21 protein-coding genes are annotated in these 17,467 nt (G+C 65.4%); 12 read left to right on the top strand and 9 right to left on the bottom strand.

Annotated features, from left to right (window positions below; genetic code table 11):
* Positions 1–18 precede the first annotated feature (18 nt).
* Positions 19–1,410 carry a DHA2 family efflux MFS transporter permease subunit gene (locus BG60_RS26990; RefSeq protein WP_008349628.1) on the bottom strand — a complete coding sequence of 464 codons (1,392 nt, stop codon included), beginning with the start codon at positions 1,408–1,410 and terminating at the stop codon, positions 19–21.
* 153 nt (positions 1,411–1,563) lie between these two features.
* Between BG60_RS26990 and BG60_RS26985 the strand changes: the two genes are divergently transcribed.
* Both BG60_RS26985 and BG60_RS26980 read left to right on the top strand, forming a co-directional pair.
* Complete coding sequence (locus BG60_RS26985; protein ID WP_008349626.1) at positions 1,564–2,424, top strand: LysR family transcriptional regulator; 861 nt, start codon at positions 1,564–1,566, stop codon at positions 2,422–2,424.
* 113 nt (positions 2,425–2,537) lie between these two features.
* A complete protein-coding gene (locus BG60_RS26980; RefSeq protein ID WP_008349624.1) occupies positions 2,538–4,196 on the top strand; it encodes a tannase/feruloyl esterase family alpha/beta hydrolase in 1,659 nt (552 codons plus the stop codon).
* A gap of 18 nt (positions 4,197–4,214) precedes the next feature.
* Here the strand turns inward: BG60_RS26980 and BG60_RS26975 are convergent, their stop codons facing one another.
* Positions 4,215–4,613, bottom strand: a complete 399-nt coding sequence (locus BG60_RS26975) for a DUF2917 domain-containing protein (RefSeq protein ID WP_008349622.1) — start codon at positions 4,611–4,613, stop codon at positions 4,215–4,217.
* 276 nt (positions 4,614–4,889) lie between these two features.
* Between BG60_RS26975 and BG60_RS26970 the strand changes: the two genes are divergently transcribed.
* The 4 genes from BG60_RS26970 to BG60_RS26955 all read left to right on the top strand — a co-directional run bounded on the left by BG60_RS26970 (position 4,890) and on the right by BG60_RS26955 (position 8,710).
* Complete coding sequence (locus tag BG60_RS26970) at positions 4,890–5,243, top strand: YciI family protein (RefSeq protein WP_008349620.1); 354 nt, start codon at positions 4,890–4,892, stop codon at positions 5,241–5,243.
* A gap of 77 nt (positions 5,244–5,320) precedes the next feature.
* On the top strand, positions 5,321–5,719 hold the full coding sequence (locus BG60_RS26965; protein WP_008349619.1) for a VOC family protein: 399 nt from the start codon (positions 5,321–5,323) through the stop codon (positions 5,717–5,719).
* Positions 5,716–7,020, top strand: a complete 1,305-nt coding sequence (locus BG60_RS26960) for an RNA polymerase sigma factor (protein ID WP_051996652.1) — start codon at positions 5,716–5,718, stop codon at positions 7,018–7,020. Before BG60_RS26965 ends, BG60_RS26960 begins: the two co-directional genes overlap by 4 nt.
* Before the next feature lie 304 nt (positions 7,021–7,324).
* Positions 7,325–8,710: a glycosyltransferase family 9 protein gene (locus BG60_RS26955; RefSeq protein WP_034473380.1), complete on the top strand. Its 1,386-nt coding sequence runs from the start codon at positions 7,325–7,327 to the stop codon at positions 8,708–8,710.
* Positions 8,711–8,714: 4 nt separating this feature from the next.
* On the opposite strand, the gene BG60_RS26950 is transcribed toward BG60_RS26955, so the two are convergent.
* Both BG60_RS26950 and BG60_RS26945 read right to left on the bottom strand, forming a co-directional pair.
* On the bottom strand, positions 8,715–9,221 hold the full coding sequence (locus tag BG60_RS26950; RefSeq protein WP_034473379.1) for a CBS domain-containing protein: 507 nt from the start codon (positions 9,219–9,221) through the stop codon (positions 8,715–8,717).
* A 60-nt stretch (positions 9,222–9,281) separates the two neighbouring features.
* Positions 9,282–9,593: a TFIIB-type zinc ribbon-containing protein gene (locus BG60_RS26945; RefSeq protein ID WP_008349612.1), complete on the bottom strand. Its 312-nt coding sequence runs from the start codon at positions 9,591–9,593 to the stop codon at positions 9,282–9,284.
* Between the two features lie 244 nt (positions 9,594–9,837).
* Between BG60_RS26945 and BG60_RS26940 the strand changes: the two genes are divergently transcribed.
* From BG60_RS26940 to BG60_RS26930, 3 genes are all read left to right on the top strand, one after another.
* A complete protein-coding gene (locus tag BG60_RS26940; protein WP_008349610.1) occupies positions 9,838–10,536 on the top strand; it encodes a carbonic anhydrase in 699 nt (232 codons plus the stop codon).
* 84 nt (positions 10,537–10,620) lie between these two features.
* Positions 10,621–10,845 (top strand): FmdB family zinc ribbon protein, encoded by a 225-nt coding sequence (locus BG60_RS26935; protein ID WP_008349608.1) that lies wholly within the window; start codon positions 10,621–10,623, stop codon positions 10,843–10,845.
* 202 nt (positions 10,846–11,047) lie between these two features.
* A complete protein-coding gene (locus tag BG60_RS26930) occupies positions 11,048–11,323 on the top strand; it encodes a DUF1488 family protein (protein WP_008349606.1) in 276 nt (91 codons plus the stop codon).
* 39 nt (positions 11,324–11,362) lie between these two features.
* Here BG60_RS26930 and BG60_RS26925 read toward each other — a convergent pair whose 3' ends face one another.
* Positions 11,363–11,818 (bottom strand): response regulator, encoded by a 456-nt coding sequence (locus BG60_RS26925; protein WP_008349604.1) that lies wholly within the window; start codon positions 11,816–11,818, stop codon positions 11,363–11,365.
* 68 nt (positions 11,819–11,886) lie between these two features.
* Entirely contained in the window at positions 11,887–12,369 is a 483-nt protein-coding gene (locus BG60_RS26920; RefSeq protein WP_034473377.1) for an ElaB/YgaM/YqjD family protein, read from the bottom strand.
* A gap of 323 nt (positions 12,370–12,692) precedes the next feature.
* Between BG60_RS26920 and BG60_RS26915 the strand changes: the two genes are divergently transcribed.
* Positions 12,693–13,643: a DMT family transporter gene (locus tag BG60_RS26915; protein ID WP_008349600.1), complete on the top strand. Its 951-nt coding sequence runs from the start codon at positions 12,693–12,695 to the stop codon at positions 13,641–13,643.
* 4 nt (positions 13,644–13,647) lie between these two features.
* Here BG60_RS26915 and BG60_RS26910 read toward each other — a convergent pair whose 3' ends face one another.
* The 3 genes from BG60_RS26910 to BG60_RS26900 form a co-directional block, all read right to left on the bottom strand.
* A complete protein-coding gene (locus BG60_RS26910) occupies positions 13,648–14,181 on the bottom strand; it encodes a cupin domain-containing protein (RefSeq protein WP_008349599.1) in 534 nt (177 codons plus the stop codon).
* 68 nt (positions 14,182–14,249) lie between these two features.
* Positions 14,250–14,501, bottom strand: a complete 252-nt coding sequence (locus tag BG60_RS26905; RefSeq protein ID WP_235366340.1) for a hypothetical protein — start codon at positions 14,499–14,501, stop codon at positions 14,250–14,252.
* Positions 14,502–14,531: 30 nt separating this feature from the next.
* Entirely contained in the window at positions 14,532–14,882 is a 351-nt protein-coding gene (locus BG60_RS26900) for a hypothetical protein (protein WP_008349595.1), read from the bottom strand.
* Between the two features lie 235 nt (positions 14,883–15,117).
* Between BG60_RS26900 and BG60_RS26895 the strand changes: the two genes are divergently transcribed.
* Both BG60_RS26895 and BG60_RS26890 read left to right on the top strand, forming a co-directional pair.
* Positions 15,118–16,035 (top strand): LysR family transcriptional regulator, encoded by a 918-nt coding sequence (locus BG60_RS26895; protein WP_008349593.1) that lies wholly within the window; start codon positions 15,118–15,120, stop codon positions 16,033–16,035.
* 166 nt (positions 16,036–16,201) lie between these two features.
* Positions 16,202–17,467 (top strand): two-partner secretion domain-containing protein (locus BG60_RS26890; protein ID WP_241484895.1); only part of this gene is annotated, 1,266 nt, incomplete at its 3' end.

Raw genomic sequence — 17,467 nt, 5'->3', positions numbered from 1 at the left:
GGACGGACAGAATACTTGCTATGCCGCGCGCTTGCCCGCTGCGGCAGGCGCGGAGCGGCCCGGCGCGTCATCGAGATAGCGGAACACGACACCCGACAGCAACGTGACGACGCCCATGCACACGAAACTCAGCTTGAAGCCGGTCGCAGTCGAGAACGACCCCTCGAAGAGCTGCACGAGCGAGCCGCCGATCGACACGCCCAAACCGATCGCGAGCATCTGCACCATCGAGAAGAGGCTGTTGCCGCTGCCCGCGTCCTTGCTCGACAGGCCTTTCAACGTGACGCTGTTCATCGCGGCGAACTGCATCGAGTTGCACGCGCCGAACACGGCGAGAATCGCGATTTCGACGGCGAGCGGCAGCGTCGGCGAAAACAGCGCGAACGCGACGATCGACGCGCCCACGAGCGCCGTGTTCACGAGCAGGAACATGTCGTAGCCGTAACGCTTCACGAGCTGCGCGATCCAGCGCTTGCTGATCGTGCCGGCGACGGCGATCGGCAGCATCATCAGACCCGAATGCAGCGGGCTGTAGCCGAGTTCGAGCTGCATCAGAAGCGGCAGCAGAAACGGCACGGCGCTCGATCCGATCCGGCATAGCAGATTGCCGATCAGCCCGACGCTGAAGTTCGGCTCGCGAAAGAGCGCGAGCTGAAAGAGCGGATTGCGCTTCTTGCGCGCGTACGGAACATAGGCGAACGTCGACACGGCCGCGAGCGCGAACAGCGCCGCCGATACCGCGCCGCGATGCGTCTCGACCGGGCAATCGAGCGCGAGCGAGAACGACACCATGCACATCGAGAGCAAGCCGCAGCCGACGAAGTCGAAGGGCGGGGCGTCATGCACCGTGTCGTTCGGCAGGAAGCGCTGCACCGCATACAGGCCGACCGCGCCGATCGGCACGTTGATCAGGAAGATCCAGTGCCACGAGAACGACTCGACGAACCAGCCGCCAAGCGTCGGGCCGAGAATCGGGCCGACCTGGCCGGCGACGGAGATCATCGCGAGCGCGGAAACGTAGGCTTCGCCCGACACGGCGCGCAATATGGCGAGACGCCCGATCGGCAGCAGCATCGAGCCGCCGACGCCCTGCAGCACGCGCGCGAGCACCAGTTGGTTCACCGAGTGCGCGTTCGCGCAGGCGAGCGAGCCGATCACGAACAGCGAAATGGACACCTGATAGACGCGGCGCGTGCCGAAGCGGTCGGCGAGCCAGCCCGATGCGGGTGTGAGCAGCGCCATCGTGAGCGTGTAGGCGACGACGATCGACTGCATCGCGAGCGGCGCGGCGTTCAGACTGCGCGCGATGGAAGGCAGCGCCGTGTTGACGATCGTCGTGTCGAGCGCCTGCATGAAAAAGCCCACGGCGACGATCCAGAGCAGTGCCGTGTGGGAGGAACCTTTGGTCATGTGGAAGCGGAGTTGCGGAGGGCCGCGCGCCCACGAAAGCCTTTTGAAAGCAAGGTCGTTTGCGCGATATGTGAAATCTTAATTACTCCGCACGTCATCGGGAAGACCGCTAGCCGCATTGACTGTCATCGGAATATGCGATAACAATATCGCATGCTCAATCCAGTCTGGCTGACGACATTCGCGACGGTGGCCGCGTCGCACAGCTTCACCGACGCCGGGCGCCAGCTCGGGCTGCGGCAGTCGAGCGTGTCCGAGCATATTCGTCGCCTGGAGGAGAGCGTCGGGCGGCGGCTTTTCGTGCGCGATACGCATTCGCTCGCGCTCACCGCCGACGGCGAAGCGATGCTGGTCCACGCCCGCGTGATTCTGGAAGCGATGGCGCACGCGCAGTCGCAGTTCAGCTCGCCGCGGCTGCGCGGACGCGTGCGGCTCGGCTCATCGGACGATATCGCGCTCGGGCCGCTGCCGAGCGTGCTCGCGGCCTTTCGCGACACGCATCCCGATGTCGAGCTGGAGATTACGATCGGCATGACGGGACGGCTCTATCAGATGGTCGATGCGGGCGAGCTCGATCTCGCGGTCGGCAAGCGGCGTCTGGGCGATGCGCGCGGCATGCGGCTTTTTTCCGGCCGGCTCGAATGGCTCGCGAAGCCGGGAACGGTCGTCGATACGAAAGAGCCGCTGCCGCTCATTCTGGTCTCGGAGCCGAGCGTCACGCGCGGCGTCGTGCTCGATTCGCTCGCGATGTCCGGCGCAAGCTGGCAGATGGTCTGCACGAGCAGCAGCCACGCGGGCTGCATCGCCGCGGCGCGCGGCGGTCTCGGGCTGACGGTGCGCTCGCATTTCCTGGCGGCGCGCGGACTCGCGCCGCCGGTGAATCGCGCCGACTTGCCCGAATTGCCCGAAGTGGAATTCATCGCGTTCGGCGCCAAACATCTGAGCCGTCCGGCCGAAACCTTGCTACAGCTTCTGGAAAATAGCGATCTGCGCGGCGAATGGGACGGCGAATGACATGCGCGGGCAGGGCACCGGACGCGGCCCTGCAACGACCGGCAGACCCGAATGGCTATCTGCAAACTGTTCTTATATATTGTGCGGCGTTTGAAGTAGCCACCTTAAAAGACGTGTTTCGGTTCTTCCTTTTCTTCACTTCCGGTTTGCCCGGCATCCGTGCGCTTCTCGCGGCGATCGCGTTCGCCGCGTGCTCGAACGCCCACGCGGCGACCTATCTGACGAAACACTGCGCCGATCTCGAAGGGAAAACCGTGCCCGCGTCGATCATCGGCTTGCCGACGCGCGGCGCGGCGATCGTTTCGGCATCGGTCGTGAAGGCGGCGGCGCTCGGCAACCGCAACGGCGAATACTGCCGCATTACCGGCTTCATCAGGGCGCTGCAGGACACGACGCCCGATATCCGCTTCGAAGTGAATCTGCCGAGCCGCTGGAACGGCCGCGCCCTGCAGATGGGCGGCGGCGGCTACAACGGCACCATCGTTTCCGGCACCGAGCCGATGTCCTTCGCCCCCGATTCGACGCCGCTCGCGCGCGGCTACGCGACCTTCGGCTCCGATTCGGGCCACGTCGGCAATTCGGGGCGCGCGGACTTCGCCGGCAACGACGAAGCCATCGTGAACTTCGGCTTCGGCCATCTGAAGAAAACCCGCGACGTCGCGCTCGCGCTGATCCAGATGGGCTACGGGCGGGCGCCCGAAAAGACCTATTTCGCGGGCGGCTCGACCGGCGGCCGCGAGGGCTTCACGGTGATCGAGCGGTTTCCGAACGACTACGACGGCGTCATCGCCAACGCGCCCGCCATCAACTTTTCCGGCGTGCGGCTGATGGGCGTGAAGGTCGGCCAGGCGTCGTATGCGAAGCCGGGCGGCTTCGTCGGCCTTGCGCAGCAGCGGCGCGTCTTCGAGACCGTCGTGCACGATTGCGACCGGCTCGACGGCGCGGCGGACGGGATCGTCAGCAATGTCGAGGCGTGCAGGAAACTGGAGCCGCAGATCATCGCGTCGCTGCGTTGCGAGAACGGACAGCGGCCTTCCTTGCGCGACAGTTGTCTGTCGGACGCGCAGATCGACACGCTCGAGACCCTGCGCGACGGCGTCACCTTGCCGTATCCGCTCGCGTATGACGTCAGCGCCTATCCGGGCTACAACGTGTTTCAGGGCGTGGACTTCTCCGGCGCGCTCGGCCTCGGCGATTCGCCGACGCTGCTCAATCCGCCGACGTTCGCCGCGAACGGCTATCTGTTCGCCCAAGGCGATGCCTATATCCGCCACTTCGTCACGCGCGATCTCGCGTTCAGCTCGCTCACGTTCGACGTCGACACGCCCGGGCGCTTCAAGCAGCGCCTCGTCACGCTCGCGTACACCGTCGGCGCGATGAACCCGGATTTCACCGCGTTCATCGCGCATGGCGGCAAGCTGATCGCGATGCACGGCCTCGCCGACGAAGTCATCAGCCCGAATCAGACGATCGCGTTTTATCGCGGGCTCGTCGATCGTTACGGAAAGGACAGCGTCGATGCGTTCATGCGGCTCTACATGGTGCCGGGATTCCAGCACGGCAACGGCGTGTTCATCCCCGCGTGGGACGAGCTCGGCGCGCTCGACGACTGGGTGAGCAACGGCATCGCGCCGGAGACGCTCATTGGCAGCGACATCGCGCCCGCCACCAACGGACGCACGCGGCCGATGTGCCGTTATCCGAACTATCCGCGCTATATGGGCAAGGGCAGCATCAACGTCGCGGCGAGCTTCCGTTGCGTCGAGCCGTGAGCATCGGCATCGGCATCGTCAGAATGCGTTGGCGTGCCGGTCCGACATGCGCGGCCAGTATCTCGCCAGCCAGCGGGACACGAGTCCGCGCTTCGCGACGCGATACGACGTGAGCGACACCTCGATCGGCTGATCGCTCTCGGACGTGAGCCACACACGCTCGCCGCGCGCGAGACGCACGACATCGCCGGGCTTCATCCAGTAATCGTACGGATCGCGATGACGCGTCAGCCAGATCGACGGCGCCGCCGCATCGCCGATGCGCAGTTCGGCGTCGCGCGTGAGCCGCCACGACACCATCTGATGCGGATGCACTTCGACAAAGACCACGACGCGCGCGCCCGATGCAGCAAGGCGCCCGGAAGCGACGCCGTGGCCGACGCCATGACGCGCGAAAACTTGCGATACCTCTTCCATCTCTGCTCTCCATGATGTGAGCCGAAGACGGAACCTTGCACGCAAAAACAAGAAGGCCCCGTCTTGCGGCGGGGCCTTCGGAATCTGTCTGCTTGCTTTTCTGCTAGCGCACACGCTGTCCCGATGACCCGCCACGGATGGCGTTCATGCGGTTTTTAATCGCGGCGATGGAGAAAAGGATGGCTGCGTGCATGTGTCGCAGTATCGATGGGCATGTTCGTGTTTGTCAATATCGAGATAGACTTGAACGCATCAAAAAACATTCGGAGGCTCGTCGTGGCTTATCTGCTACTCGTCGTGGAACCGGTCGAACAGCGTGGCCAGCGCACGGAAGAAGAGGGGCGCGAGGCGTATCGCCAGATGGGCGAATTCGCGGAAGGACTGAAGGCGCGCGGCGTGCTGCGCGCGGTCGAATCGCTGACATCGCTCAGGGATGCGGCGCGCGTCAGCGCAACGAAGGGCGATGCGCGCGTCATCGACGGACCGTTCGCCGAAGCTAAGGAGATGATTGGCGGCTTTTTTCTGATCGATTGCGAAACGCGCGCCGAAGCGGTCGCGATCGCGGCCGAATGTCCGGCAGCGAAATGGTGCACCGTCGAAGTCCGAAAAGTCGGCCCTTGCTATACCTGACACGCGCTTCGTGTCGATTTTCCTGCGCGCCGTTCGTCGTGGTATTGAAAACAGCGATCAACCCGGAGACCGCCGCCATGCACAAACAAATTTTCGTGAACCTTCCCGTTCGCGATCTCAAGCGTTCGATGACGTTTTTCAAGGCACTGGGCCTGAGCTTCGATCCGGCGTTCACGAATGACGACGCCGCGTGCCTCGTCATCGGCGAAAACATTTACGCGATGCTGCTCGTCGAAACGTTCTTCCAGACTTTCACCAAAAAACCGATCGTCGATGCCCACGCGAGCACCGAAGCGCTCGTGTGCCTGTCGTGCGAGAGCAGGGCGGAAGTCGACGATCTGGTTGCGAAAGCCATCGCCGCGGGCGGACGTGCGCCGCGCGCGCCGCAGGATCACGGCTTCATGTACGGCCACGGATTCGAAGATCTCGACGGCCATATCTGGGAGCTCGTGCACATGGATCCGGAAGCGGCGTGAGCGGGCGCGCGAAACGGGACAGCACGCCGGACGATGCCGCCCGGCGCGCCATCGACGCGGTGTGGCGCATCGAGTCCGCGAAGGTGATCGCGAGCGTGGCGCGCGTCGTGCGCGACGTCGCGCTTGCCGAGGAACTGGCGCAGGACGCGTTCGTCGCCGCGCTGGAACACTGGAGCCAACCGGGCGTGGGCGTGCCCGAGAAGCCGGGAGCGTGGCTCATGACGACAGCGAAGAACAAGGCGCTCGACCGTCTGCGGCAACACGCGCTGCACGCGCGCAAGCACGAAGAATACGGACGCGATCTCGACGCGCGGGAAGCGCATATCACGCCCGATTTCGTCGATGCGCTCGATGCCGCGCGCGAGGACGACATCGGCGACGATCTGCTGCGGCTCATCTTCACGGCGTGTCATCCGGTGCTGTCCGTCGATGCCCGCGCCGCGCTGACACTGCGCCTGATCGGCGGACTCACGACGGATGAAATCGCGCGTGCGTTTCTCGTGCCGGAGCCGACGATCGCGCAACGTATCGTGCGCGCGAAGCGCACGCTGTCGGCCGCCCGCGTGCCGTTCGAGGTACCGAAAGCCGATGCGCGCGCCGCGCGGCTCGGATCGGTGCTCGAAGTCATCTATCTGATTTTCAACGAAGGCTATTCGGCGACCGCCGGCGACGACTGGATGCGACCGGCGTTGTGCGAAGACGCGCTCAGGCTCGGGCGCATCCTCGCGGAGCTGACGCCGGATGAGAGCGAGGTTCACGGGCTCGTCGCGCTGATGGAGATTCAGGCGTCGCGGACCAAGGCGCGCGTCGACCGGGAAGGCCGTCCGGTGCTGTTGCCCGGTCAGGACCGCAGCCGCTGGGATCCGCTTCTGATCCGGCGCGGGCTTGCCGCGCTGGAGCGATCCGAAGCGCTGGGCGGTGCGCGCCGCGTGTATGCGTTGCAGGCGGCGCTCGCGGCGTGCCATGCGCGCGCGCCGAGCGCCGCCGACACCGACTGGCCGATGATCGTCGCGCTCTACGACGCGCTGATGCAGACTGCGCCGACGCCTGTCGTCGAACTGAATCGCGCGGTCGCCGTGAGCATGGCGTACGGGCCGGAAGCCGCGCTGCCGATCGTCGACACGCTCGCCGACGCACCCGCGCTCAAGAGCTATCACTGGCTGCCGAGCGTGCGGGCGGATCTGCTGGCGAAGCTCGGGCGCAAGAACGAGGCGCGCGCGGAATTCGAGCGCGCGGCTTCGCTGACGAAGAACGGGCGGGAACGCGCGTTTCTGCTGGAGCGGGCTGGCGAGATGGGATGAGACCGTGAGAGATGGGCTTCGTCCGATCGCGTCATTGATTTAACATAAGACAGATTATCGGCATTTTTGATGTTACGCCGAATTGGAATGTCGTGTTTTGGTCATCGCGCCGGGACCGACTCGAGCGAGTTTCCCCGCCGGCACGCCACCTATAATCGAACGAGACGCGCCGCTATTTTTCAAAAATTGTCGGATTATCAACGCATTAATCAAGAATCCGAAATTTTTGTGAAAAGGCTTGCCGCCTGCGCGCCCGACGCTTCGGCGCACGCAATAATGCCGCCACCTGACTCGGCAAGCTCCCATGATCGACAGTTACCAACAGTTCCATTCCAACCTGTATGCAGGCGAAATCGACGCATGTTTCCGTTTTCTCGATGGTCGCTTCGCCGCCGACGGACACACCTCGGAGTACCTGCACGCGCGCGCGCTCGCGCATCTGCGAGGGGGCGAATTTCTGCGCGCCGTCGATATCGGCTGCGAGCTCACGCGCCGATCGAACACCTTCGGCTTCCAGCTTCACAGCCTGTGCGACGCGTGCGCGCATCTCGGATTGAAGGAAGTCGCGCTCAGCATGATCGAGTACGTGGGATGCAAGCCCGATGTCGCACCGATCTTCGCATTCCTGTGGCGCGTCTACGGCTGGCATTATCTCGGCTGCGACGACCGGGTTCTGGAACTGAGCGCGCAAGACGTCGACGAACATTCCGCCTATGTGCTCGGACATCATCAGGGACGCAGCGCGATGCGCCTGAACGGCATCGCGAGCGGCGTCGAACTGTTGCATCGCTATTGGTCATCGCACGAAGCGCGCCGCGTGCTGTTTCCCGATGTCGATATCGAGCATTACTGGTGCGGACAGCGGGTCCTGCCGGCGCATCTGACGATGACGTCGATCGCGTCGGGCCACGGCGATCAAGTGAACTGGGTGCGCTACGCCGGCGCGCTTCAGGCGCTGGGCGTGCAGATCGCCTACGCCGACGGCTCGGACCGGAACTATCGCTTCGCGATGCCCGATGCCGAATCCGCCCGAGACGCCGAAGCCATGCGCGCGGCCGGCTTCGCCGTCGCAACGGACGGCGCGCTGTGGACCGATCCTTTCGCGCTCTTTACCGCGCTTTTCCCGGTGCTCGGTTATGCGTCGTCGGCACGCTATATCGAGCCCGCCGATCCCTGCGCCGCCGATGCAATCGTCGATGAGATCCGCCAGCGCGCGCAGGGCCGGCGCTGCGTCGGCATTTTCTGGTCGTCGTGCGAATCGGCGAACAATTTCGCCAGCCGCAGCCTCGCCCTGCCCGATCTCGTCCCGCTTTTCGACAGCACGCCCGACATCCACTGGGTCGTCATGCAGCGCGGCTTCGAGCGCAAGCGCTGGCTGAACGCCCCGCGTTCGAATGACCTCGACCGCTTCACCACCCTCGCCTCCGACGTCACGCTGACGCAAAGCGTGAGCATCATCGACAGGCTCGATGCGTTCGTCGGCAATGATGGCGCGCTGTCGCACATCGCGGGGGCGCTCGGCAAGCCGTGCTACTTGTTTCTCAATCAGGTCGCGGAATGGCGTTACGAGCGCGATCCGCATGTCACGCCCTGGTATGCCTCGATGCGCCTGGTTCGCGCCCGCGGCCTCGGCGACTGGAACGATGTCGTGCGCAACCTGCAGGCGCTTCTGACGGCGCAAGCGCGCTGACGCGCTACACGATACGCAGCGCGAGTGTCTGCGGAATCTCGCTACGCCGCGTGAGCGCGCACGTCGGTGCATCGTGGCGCGGGCCGCGCACATAGCTTTCGAGCTGGTCGATGGCGAACTGCTGCTCCTCGATCAGATGCCGCACCATATCGCCGATCGAAATCATCCCGACGAGCCGGCCGCCCTCGATCACCGGCAGATGGCGAATCCGCTGCCGCGTCATTAGCGTCATGCATTCGTCGGCGCTCGTTCCGAGGCTGACCGACATCACCGGCGCGGTCATGATCTCGCATACGGTGGTCGTCCGCGAGACGTTGTCCTGCAGGATCACCTTGCGCGCATAGTCGCGTTCGGTGACGATGCCGCACACCGCGTCGCCCACCACGACGACGAGCGCGCCCACTTCCGCCCGCGACATCAGCGCGATCGCTTCGTACACGCTCGCCTCCGCGTCGATGGTGTGAACCGTCGTGTCGCGCTTTGCCTTCAGGACTTGCTTCACCGTTGACATTTGCCGTTCTCCTTGCTGTTTTGCCGCCGAATTACTGCCGATGCGCGTGACGCTCGCCGATCAGTCGAAGTCGAACAGATCGCCGAGAAAGGATTTTTTGCGCCGCGCATGTTCGCGCTTGCCGCGCGAATCGCCGTAGTGGTAACCGTCCTGCCGATGCGTGCGGCGCTCGCGATCGTGTCCGCGCTCGTCCCATTCGTCGCGCCCGGACGCTTGCGCCTCCGCGAGCGACGCCTGCGCCGCGCGCCGGATGATCTGATCGAGCTCGCCGCGGTCGAGCCACACGCCGCGACAGTGCGGGCAATAGTCGATTTCGATGCCCTCGCGCACGGTCATCAGTAGTTCGGTCGCGGGACATACCGGGCATTTCATGTCGGTTCCTTTCTGATTGCTTTCAATGAAAACAATCTAGCCGAATGGTACGCGTCGAAAAATAGGAGATTTTGAGCGCGTCACTTCGAGAAAACCGAACCGGATGACGCCCTCGCACCGAATTGGTGCGCCCGTGAAGGTCTTGAATCGGAGCGACTTGCGATCCATCTCAAAACCCCGCAAGCTTTCGCCTTGACGTGACGCGCACGCACGCGCGTCGGAACCGCACAACAAAGGCGACACCATGTCCGACAAATCGATGAGCGAAGAACGCCACGGCGCCGAAACCGGCGACCTGCTGTACCTGCTGCAAGGCGCCGACGACTTCAGCCGTTTCGTGTTCCCCGACAGCGAAGCGCTGTTCAAGAGCCTCGCGCGCCAGCAGGCGCCGCATACGCTCTTCATTACCTGCGCGGACTCGCGCGTATCGCCGGAAATGATCACGCAGACGCGCCCTGGCGAGCTTTTCGTGTGCCGCAACATCGGCAACATCGTGCCGGCTTATGGCGAGATGCTCGGCGGCGTGTCGGCGGTGGTGGAATTCGCGGTGCTCGCGCTCAACGTCCGGCAGATCGTGATTTGCGGCCACTCGGATTGCGGCGCGATGAAAGGTCTCGCGTCAGGCGCGGCCATCGCCGATGAAATGCCGACGGTTCACGCATGGCTGCGCAACGCCGAAGCCGCGCGCAGCGTCGTGATGGCGCGCAAGCTGGAAGAAGAACGCATCGTCCAGGCGATGGTCGAGGAGAACATCCGCCTGCAACTGACGCATCTGCGCACGCATCCGGCGGTCGCGGGCCGGCTCGCGCTCGGCAAGCTGCAGGTGCAGGGCTGGGTGTACGACATCGGGCGCGGCAAGGTGTCGATCTACGACGAGGCCGACAGCAAGTTCGAGTCGCTCGAAGAAGCGCGTCTGCGCCTGTTGCGCAAGGACGGGCGTTGACATCGGCACGCCCGGCTTCGCGGCGAGGCGTTGCATAGCGCTTGCTACCGTGATTGATGCCCTCTTTCTCCGAGTGAAAACGTCATGCCTGTCTACGATTACGAATGCGCGGATTGCGGCGCGTTCGAAGCCGTCCGCCGCATCGCCGAGCGCGACGATCCCGCGGCCTGTCCACAATGCGGCGCGACCGCTGCGCGCGTGACGATCGGCGCGCCGAGCGTGGGCGGTTCGAGCGCATCCGCCGGCGCCGCCGAAGAAGCCGGCAGTTACGGCATGAGGCATCGCGGCGGCTGCCTCTGCTGCGGATAGGGCGCTTTGTACCGCGCGGGCACGGTCATTGCAAAGTCACCTCCCGTACGCCCCGCGCAGCGCGGGCGTATCATGCAAGACGACGTGCGCGGCGCGCAAGGCCGCACGCAGTCGTAGGCATCGACATCGCGGGCGCGTCGTTGCAAGTCTCGCGATGATCGCGCTCAACCGTGTTCCGAACGAAAAACAGGAGGTGATAAGGATGACGATAGAGTTCAGCGGGCGCCGTCATGTCGTGGCGGCAGCGCGTGTCGCGTTCGAGGCGAAGGTGGACGGCCGCGAGGTGTGGTGTAGCATTTCCCTCGATGCGCTCAACGATCACTTCGGCAATAGCGGGACGTCGTCGCACGATCTCCTCTCCGCGTTCGAAGGCGGACGCGTGCAAATCGAAGACGCCGCCCGGCGCGCGCTCGAGCGCAACGGCGGCCAGTCGGTCGAACTGGAAACCAACGATTTCAAGGCATCGCGAGCGGTTTAGGCCTCAAGCGGCGGGCGGCGGCGCAATGCACCGCCCGCATCAGTGGACGTAGAAACACTTCAATACGTCGAACATCCACCAGACCGGGCACGGCGTTCTGCAAAAGCCGTCGTAGCCCGCGGCGTGCAATGCATCGCGCGGATCCTGCTTGGCATCGGCGGCGAGCGCAATCAGCAACTCCACTTCGCCCTCCGTCCGATCGACGGTCAGCGCTTCGCGCAGCGTGCGCGCCGGCGCGTGGTCGTGCGCGTCGCCGATGAGCGTATCCACGAACAACACCTGCGGCCGCCAGTTGCGGATGAATTGCGACGCGGCCGCCGCATCGCCGATCTGCACGGCCTCGAAACCGCGCATCGCGAGGAGCAGCGCGAACGAATCGCCGACGTTCGATTCCGAATGCACGATCAAGACGCGCCGCGGACTGGCGAGCGCCATCGTCAGCGGATTCCAGATTTCGCACCGGTCGGTGCAGAGGTCGTACGATCGTTCTTCCATGTCGGTCCGGCACGGCGATAAGCCTCTGCCGATATCAGCAACCCAGCAAGGTTGAGGCCCGCCGCGCTTCAGCGTGCGGCCAGCAGACCGACGATGAGCCCGCCGACCGCCGCCAGCGCGATCGATTTCCAGGGATTGTCGTGCACGTAATCGTCCGTGCCCTCCTTCGCCTGCCTGTACTGCGTCGCGATGATGTCCTGCGCGCCCGCCAGCACGTCGCGCGCGCGCCGCGGCATCGGTCGCGACGGATGGTACTGACTGCCCTGTCCCGCGGCGTGCGTCGCGGCGGGCTGCGCGAGCACCGTCGGACTGTCGCCGCCTTCGAGCACATCGCCGTGCACGTGATACGGCGAATACCTTGCGGGCTTGTGCGCCTCGCCCGGCGTGAGCGGCGTCACGCTCGCGGCCTGTCCGTGTGCCATGCCGGGCGCGAGCGCCGCGTCCATCGCGCTCGCGACCGTGCGGCGCGAGAGCGGCGGATCGGCCGGATCGCCCCGGTCGCTGTTTTGCATCGACTGAATCGTGGATGCGTTGCCGTTTGCATTGTCCATGGCTTCTCTCCCGTTGACTGCGTCCATCGCGCTGCAAGAACCATCGTCCATCTTTCGATCATGCAAGAGTCGCACCGATCGGGCCTGCCAGCAACCTCGGCGTCCGCGGTCGGTCGAGCCGCGCGGCGCTTGGCAATTTTTCTCACATAACGGTGAGAAATGCTCGTTTGCGGCGGCATCGGCGCGCGCCTACGATGCGGGATTCCGGGAGCTGGGCGAGCGGGTGAATCGCGCCGCATCTTTCGTTTCACGCCGCGCCGAAACGTCGGCACGACGCACGCCGATACGATGGTTTCGCTCCCGACTTCTATCGCCAAGCCGCCATGAATCCCGTCAATCTCGCTCAACTGTTCGTTCTCGCCGCGCTCTGGGGCGGCTCGTTCCTGTTCATCCGCGTCGGCGTGACCGATCTCGGCGTCGCGCCGCTGATGGCGTTGCGCGTGGGCATCGGCGCGCTGTTTCTGCTTCTGGTGCTAGCGCTGCGCGGCAAGGCGCGGCCAGCCTTCTCGACGATGCGCGAACGCGCGTGGCCGCTCCTCGTCGTCGGCGTCCTCAATTCCGCCGCGCCGTTTTGTCTCTTCGCGTATGCCGAGCTGACGCTGTCGGCGGGCGTCACGTCGGTCATCAACGCGACGACGCCGCTCTGGGGCGCGATCGTCGCGTATCTGTGGTTGAGCGACCGGCTGACGCGCATGCGCGTGGCGGGACTTGCGATCGGCTTCGCGGGCGTGCTCGCGCTCGTCTGGGATCAGATGTTCGCGCACGACGCGAGCGCCGCCGCCGCCTCCCCGGTGGCGACCGCGCTGGCCGCACTCGCCGCGCTCGCCGCATCGGCTTCGTACGGCGTCGCCGCGAGTTACACGAAAAAGCATCTGATGGGCGTCGATTCGCTGACGGTCGCCACCGGCACGATGAGCGCGGCGACGATCGTGCTTCTGCCGTTCGCGCTCTTTTTCTGGCCGGCCGGCGCCGTATCGTTGCACGCGTGGGGCGCGGTGCTCGGGCTGGGCGTCGCGTGCACGGGCCTCGCCTACATGATGTTCTTCCATCTGATCGCGGTCGCCGGGCCGGCACGCGCGATCACCGTCACGTTCCTGATTCCGATCTTCGGGATTCTGTGGGGCGCGCTCTTTCTCGCCGAGCGCGTGTCGATGGGCATGGCGGCCGCCTGCGCGATCGTGCTGGTCGGCACGGCGCTCGCGACGGGCGTGATCAAGCGCGTGCCGCTCGTCGGCGCGCGCCGGTCTCAATGCGTGAAGGAAAGCAAAGCGTGATCGGCTAATGCCAGTGACGCGCGAGCGGCCCGTCCTCTCCGGCGACGGGATCGCTTCGCGGGAACGGCAGTTCTTCCATCGCGATGCGTTCCTGCTCGCTGATCGCTTCGCGGCGGATATCCCATTGCTGCCCCGGCGGATAAGCCCCGACGACCTGAAAGCGCCGTCCGGCCGTCAGCAGGCAATGGCCGGTGCCGGCAGGCAGGACGAGCGCGTCGCCGGCGCTGACCGCGATCACGCGGCCATGCGGGCCGCCGAGAATCAGTTCGGCGTCGCCCGATGCGACGCCGAGCGCCTCATGCGCGGTCGAATGGAAGTGGTGATAGTCGAAGACACTGTCGCGCCACTGCGGCGGCCAGCCGTTCTGCGCGAAAAGCGCTTCGAAGCGCTCGGCGCAATCGGTGGCTTTCGGGTCGATCGCGCCGCGCCACACCAGGACGGGCAGCCGCGTGTTATTTGGCACCCAGCCGTTCGGCGGCAGCATGAAATGCTCGCAGCGGGCGTGTTGCGACAGCAAGCTTGCAGTTTGCTCGGTCATGTTGCGCTTTCTCCGAAAGAGTCAGAGAAATCGCAGCAACGCACGTTCCAGTCGGAATGGACCGCGCGTCAGCGGCCGTGCCAGTGACCGCCGCCGCCGCTCGAGAAGCCGATGCCGAGCGACACCGATGGCGCCGCGTAGTAGCCCGGTCCATACGCATAGCCATAGGCAGGCGCGTAGCCATAAGCGGGCGCGGGCGCATAGCCATAAGGCGGCGCATAAACGCAGCCGCCGAGCCCCGCCGCCGCCACGAGCGCGACGGGCACGATCAGCGAGCGCGCGAGGCGCGACCGGGTTCGAGTTCGAGTTGAATTTTTCATGATGATGCCCCGTTGCCGCCGGCTTCCGGCTTACCAGTGCCGATAGCCGTAATAGCCGCCGTGATGCGCGTACCAGTCGCGGCGTCCCCAGTAGCGATAGCCATCCCAGTAGCGGTCGCCGTGCCAGCCGACGACGATCGCCGGCGCGGGCGCAACCATGACCGGCGCGGGCTGATAGGCGACGGGCGGAGGCGGCGGCGCGTACATGGGCGGCGGAGGCGGCGCATAGACGGGCGCGGGCGCGACGTACACCGGCGCCGCATAAACCGGCGCAACCGGAACCCCGAGATTGATGCCCAGGCTCACGCCCGCCACGGCGGCTTCGCAAGCGAGTCCCGCCGACAACGCGATACCGATCCCGACCAAGCCCTTGATGTTCATTTCGTCCTCGTCTGAGAAGGCCGACAAGCAGACCGCGATGCGATCCTGGATTCATATGCAGCCATGAATCCATCGTAGCCGCGCCGCGTGCGGGCTGCGTTACAACGCCTGTAACAGATGTGAATCCTGAAACGAATGTGCGAAAAGCCGATGCGACGCCGCTTCGCCCGCGCAGGTTGCGCGCTGTTGCGCCGACGTGGGATAGTTCCGGCTTCGTCAAACGGATGCCTGGACGATGGACTTGTTGCGGAGCATGAGAATCTTTGCGCGCGTGGCTGAAGCGGCCAGCTTCACCGTCGCGGCGCAGCAGATGGACATCACGACGGCGCAGGCCTCGCGCGCGGTCACCGAACTCGAAACGCATCTGCGCACGCGGCTTCTGAATCGCACGACGCGCCGCGTCGCCCTCACCGATGCCGGCAACCGTTATCTCACGCGCTGCAAGGAAGTGCTCGAACTCGTCGATCTCTCCGAGGCCGAGGCGAGCAACGCCCAGGTTTCGCCGACGGGCGTGCTGCGCATGCATGCCCCGATCACCTTCGGCCAGCACTACGTGGTGCCCGCGCTCACGCGCTATCTCGAGCAGCATCCGCAGGTGCGCGTCGAGCTTACGCTTTCGCAACATATCCCCGACATGCTCGACGAAGGCTTCGACGTCTTCCTGCAAGTCACCACGTCCGCACTGCCCGACTCCGCGCTCGTCTCCACGAAAATCTGCTCGATGCCGAGCGTGCTGTGCGCGTCGCCGGGCTATCTCAAACGGGCGGGCACGCCCCAGCGCATCGACGATCTGAAGAACCACGCGTGCCTGCAACTCGTGACGACGTTTTTCCCCGTCGACCGATGGGTCTTCGAAGGCCCGCGCGGCCACGTCGAAGTGGAGCTCGACCCGGGCCGCCTGCGCGTCAATTCCGCCGATGCGCTCGCGGTCGCGCTGTCGAACGGTCTCGGCATCGCGCCGTTGCCGATGCTCGCCGCGCTGCCGTGGCTCGACAGCGGCGCGCTCGTGCGCGTGCTGCCCGAGTGCGAACTTCAGACAATGACCATCTACGCGATGTACGCGTCCCGCCAGTATCTCGATGCGAAGATCCGCACGTGGGTCACGTTCCTGCGCGAGTTCGTCGAAGAGACGCTCGCGAGCCAGGCCGCGTGATCGTCGGATAAAACGCCGCGTTCCTAATACGAATGGCGAAGAACAGCGCGTATGCGAAGGTTCTCTAAACGCGTAGTTGCAAGCATGCTTCGGAACACTAAACTGCTTGATGGTGCGCCTGCATCTCGTCACGACGATGCGCCGCAACAGAAAGGAGTCGGCCGACATGAACAAGACTCTGCGCGCGAGCACCGCGTTCCCCGCGCGATGGCTCTGCATCGCCACGCTCATCGTCATGGCGTGCATGTCCGCGCGCGCGGAACCGAGCGGCGCGCGCGTCGTCGCCGGTTCCGGCTCGGTGACGAGCGCGGGCGCCAGCACGATCATTCAGCAGAATAGCGGCCGCCTCGCCATCGACTGGAATTCGTTCAGCACGCGCCCTGGCGAAGCGGTCACGTTCAATCAGCCGGGCGCGAATTCGATCGCGCTGAACCGCGTCGTCGGACCGCGCCCGACGGCCTTCTTCGGCAAGCTCGACGCGAACGGCCAAGTGTTCATCGTCAATCCGAACGGCGTGATCTTCGGGCCGGGCGCGCAGGTGAACGTCGGTGGATTGCTGGCATCGACGCTCAATCTGTCGACAAGCGATTTCATGAGCGGCCACTACACCTTTTCGGGCGACGGGCGCTGGCATCGGCATCATCATCACGAGGACGGCGCGGCGGTCGTCAATCTCGGCACGCTCACGAGCGCGCCCGGCGGTTATGTCGCGCTGATCGGCGCGCGCGCGATCAACGCCGGCACGATCGACTCGCCCGGCGGTTTCGCGGCGCTCGCGGCGGGCGAGCGCATCGCGGTCACGCTCGGCGATCACAGCATGATCGGCTTGTCGGTGGAGCGCGGCGCGTTGCGTGCGCTCGCCGCCAATCACGGTCTGATTCAGGCCGATGGCGGTCAGGCCTGGCTCGTCGCGAGCGCCGAGGACGCGCTCCTCGCCAATGTCGTGAACAACACGGGCGTCATCCGCGCGAGAAGCGCCGTGAACCAGAACGGCGTGATCCGCCTCATCGCGGACAAAGGCGTCGTGCAGGCCGGCGGCACGCTCGACGCATCCGCGCCGGATGGCGGCAACGGCGGCGCCATCGAAACGGCGGGCACGCAGGTGCGCGTCGCGCCGGACGCGCAGGTCACGACGGCGGCGGCATCGGGACAAACCGGAACGTGGCGCATTGCAAGCGACTTCGCCGCGCTCGTCGGCGGCGGCGATGCATTCGGACAGCGCTTCGGCACGATTCAGGGCGCGACGCTTTCGCGCGTGCTCGAATCGACCAATGTGTCGATCAGCGCCGCGTCGCCGGCGGGCTTTGCGGCGTTCGGCCTCGTGCTGATCGACGGCCCGGTCGCGTGGAGCGGCGTCAACACGCTTTCGCTCGCGGCGCAGAGCGCTATCCGCGTCGACGCGTCGATCAGCGCGCCGCGCGGCACGCTCGCG

It is taken from the genome of Caballeronia zhejiangensis, assembly GCF_000698575.1.
Classification (GTDB): Bacteria; Pseudomonadota; Gammaproteobacteria; order Burkholderiales; family Burkholderiaceae; genus Caballeronia; species Caballeronia zhejiangensis.
Note: the sequence above shows the minus strand (reverse complement) of the source record. Positions and strands in the feature narration are given on the sequence as shown.

Coding starts and splice junctions, on each gene's coding strand:
- BG60_RS26920 (WP_034473377.1), bottom strand. CDS start 12,369: ATGGACAATGCAAACGGCAACGCATCCACGATTCAGTCGATGCAAAAC.
- BG60_RS26990 (WP_008349628.1), bottom strand. CDS start 1,410: ATGACCAAAGGTTCCTCCCACACGGCACTGCTCTGGATCGTCGCCGTG.
- BG60_RS26935 (WP_008349608.1), top strand. CDS start 10,621: ATGCCTGTCTACGATTACGAATGCGCGGATTGCGGCGCGTTCGAAGCC.
- BG60_RS26915 (WP_008349600.1), top strand. CDS start 12,693: ATGAATCCCGTCAATCTCGCTCAACTGTTCGTTCTCGCCGCGCTCTGG.
- BG60_RS26955 (WP_034473380.1), top strand. CDS start 7,325: ATGATCGACAGTTACCAACAGTTCCATTCCAACCTGTATGCAGGCGAA.
- BG60_RS26985 (WP_008349626.1), top strand. CDS start 1,564: ATGCTCAATCCAGTCTGGCTGACGACATTCGCGACGGTGGCCGCGTCG.
- BG60_RS26945 (WP_008349612.1), bottom strand. CDS start 9,593: ATGAAATGCCCGGTATGTCCCGCGACCGAACTACTGATGACCGTGCGC.
- BG60_RS26910 (WP_008349599.1), bottom strand. CDS start 14,181: ATGACCGAGCAAACTGCAAGCTTGCTGTCGCAACACGCCCGCTGCGAG.
- BG60_RS26965 (WP_008349619.1), top strand. CDS start 5,321: ATGCACAAACAAATTTTCGTGAACCTTCCCGTTCGCGATCTCAAGCGT.
- BG60_RS26930 (WP_008349606.1), top strand. CDS start 11,048: ATGACGATAGAGTTCAGCGGGCGCCGTCATGTCGTGGCGGCAGCGCGT.
- BG60_RS26925 (WP_008349604.1), bottom strand. CDS start 11,818: ATGGAAGAACGATCGTACGACCTCTGCACCGACCGGTGCGAAATCTGG.
- BG60_RS26895 (WP_008349593.1), top strand. CDS start 15,118: ATGGACTTGTTGCGGAGCATGAGAATCTTTGCGCGCGTGGCTGAAGCG.
- BG60_RS26975 (WP_008349622.1), bottom strand. CDS start 4,613: ATGGAAGAGGTATCGCAAGTTTTCGCGCGTCATGGCGTCGGCCACGGC.
- BG60_RS26950 (WP_034473379.1), bottom strand. CDS start 9,221: ATGTCAACGGTGAAGCAAGTCCTGAAGGCAAAGCGCGACACGACGGTT.
- BG60_RS26900 (WP_008349595.1), bottom strand. CDS start 14,882: ATGAACATCAAGGGCTTGGTCGGGATCGGTATCGCGTTGTCGGCGGGA.
- BG60_RS26905 (WP_235366340.1), bottom strand. CDS start 14,501: ATGAAAAATTCAACTCGAACTCGAACCCGGTCGCGCCTCGCGCGCTCG.
- BG60_RS26940 (WP_008349610.1), top strand. CDS start 9,838: ATGTCCGACAAATCGATGAGCGAAGAACGCCACGGCGCCGAAACCGGC.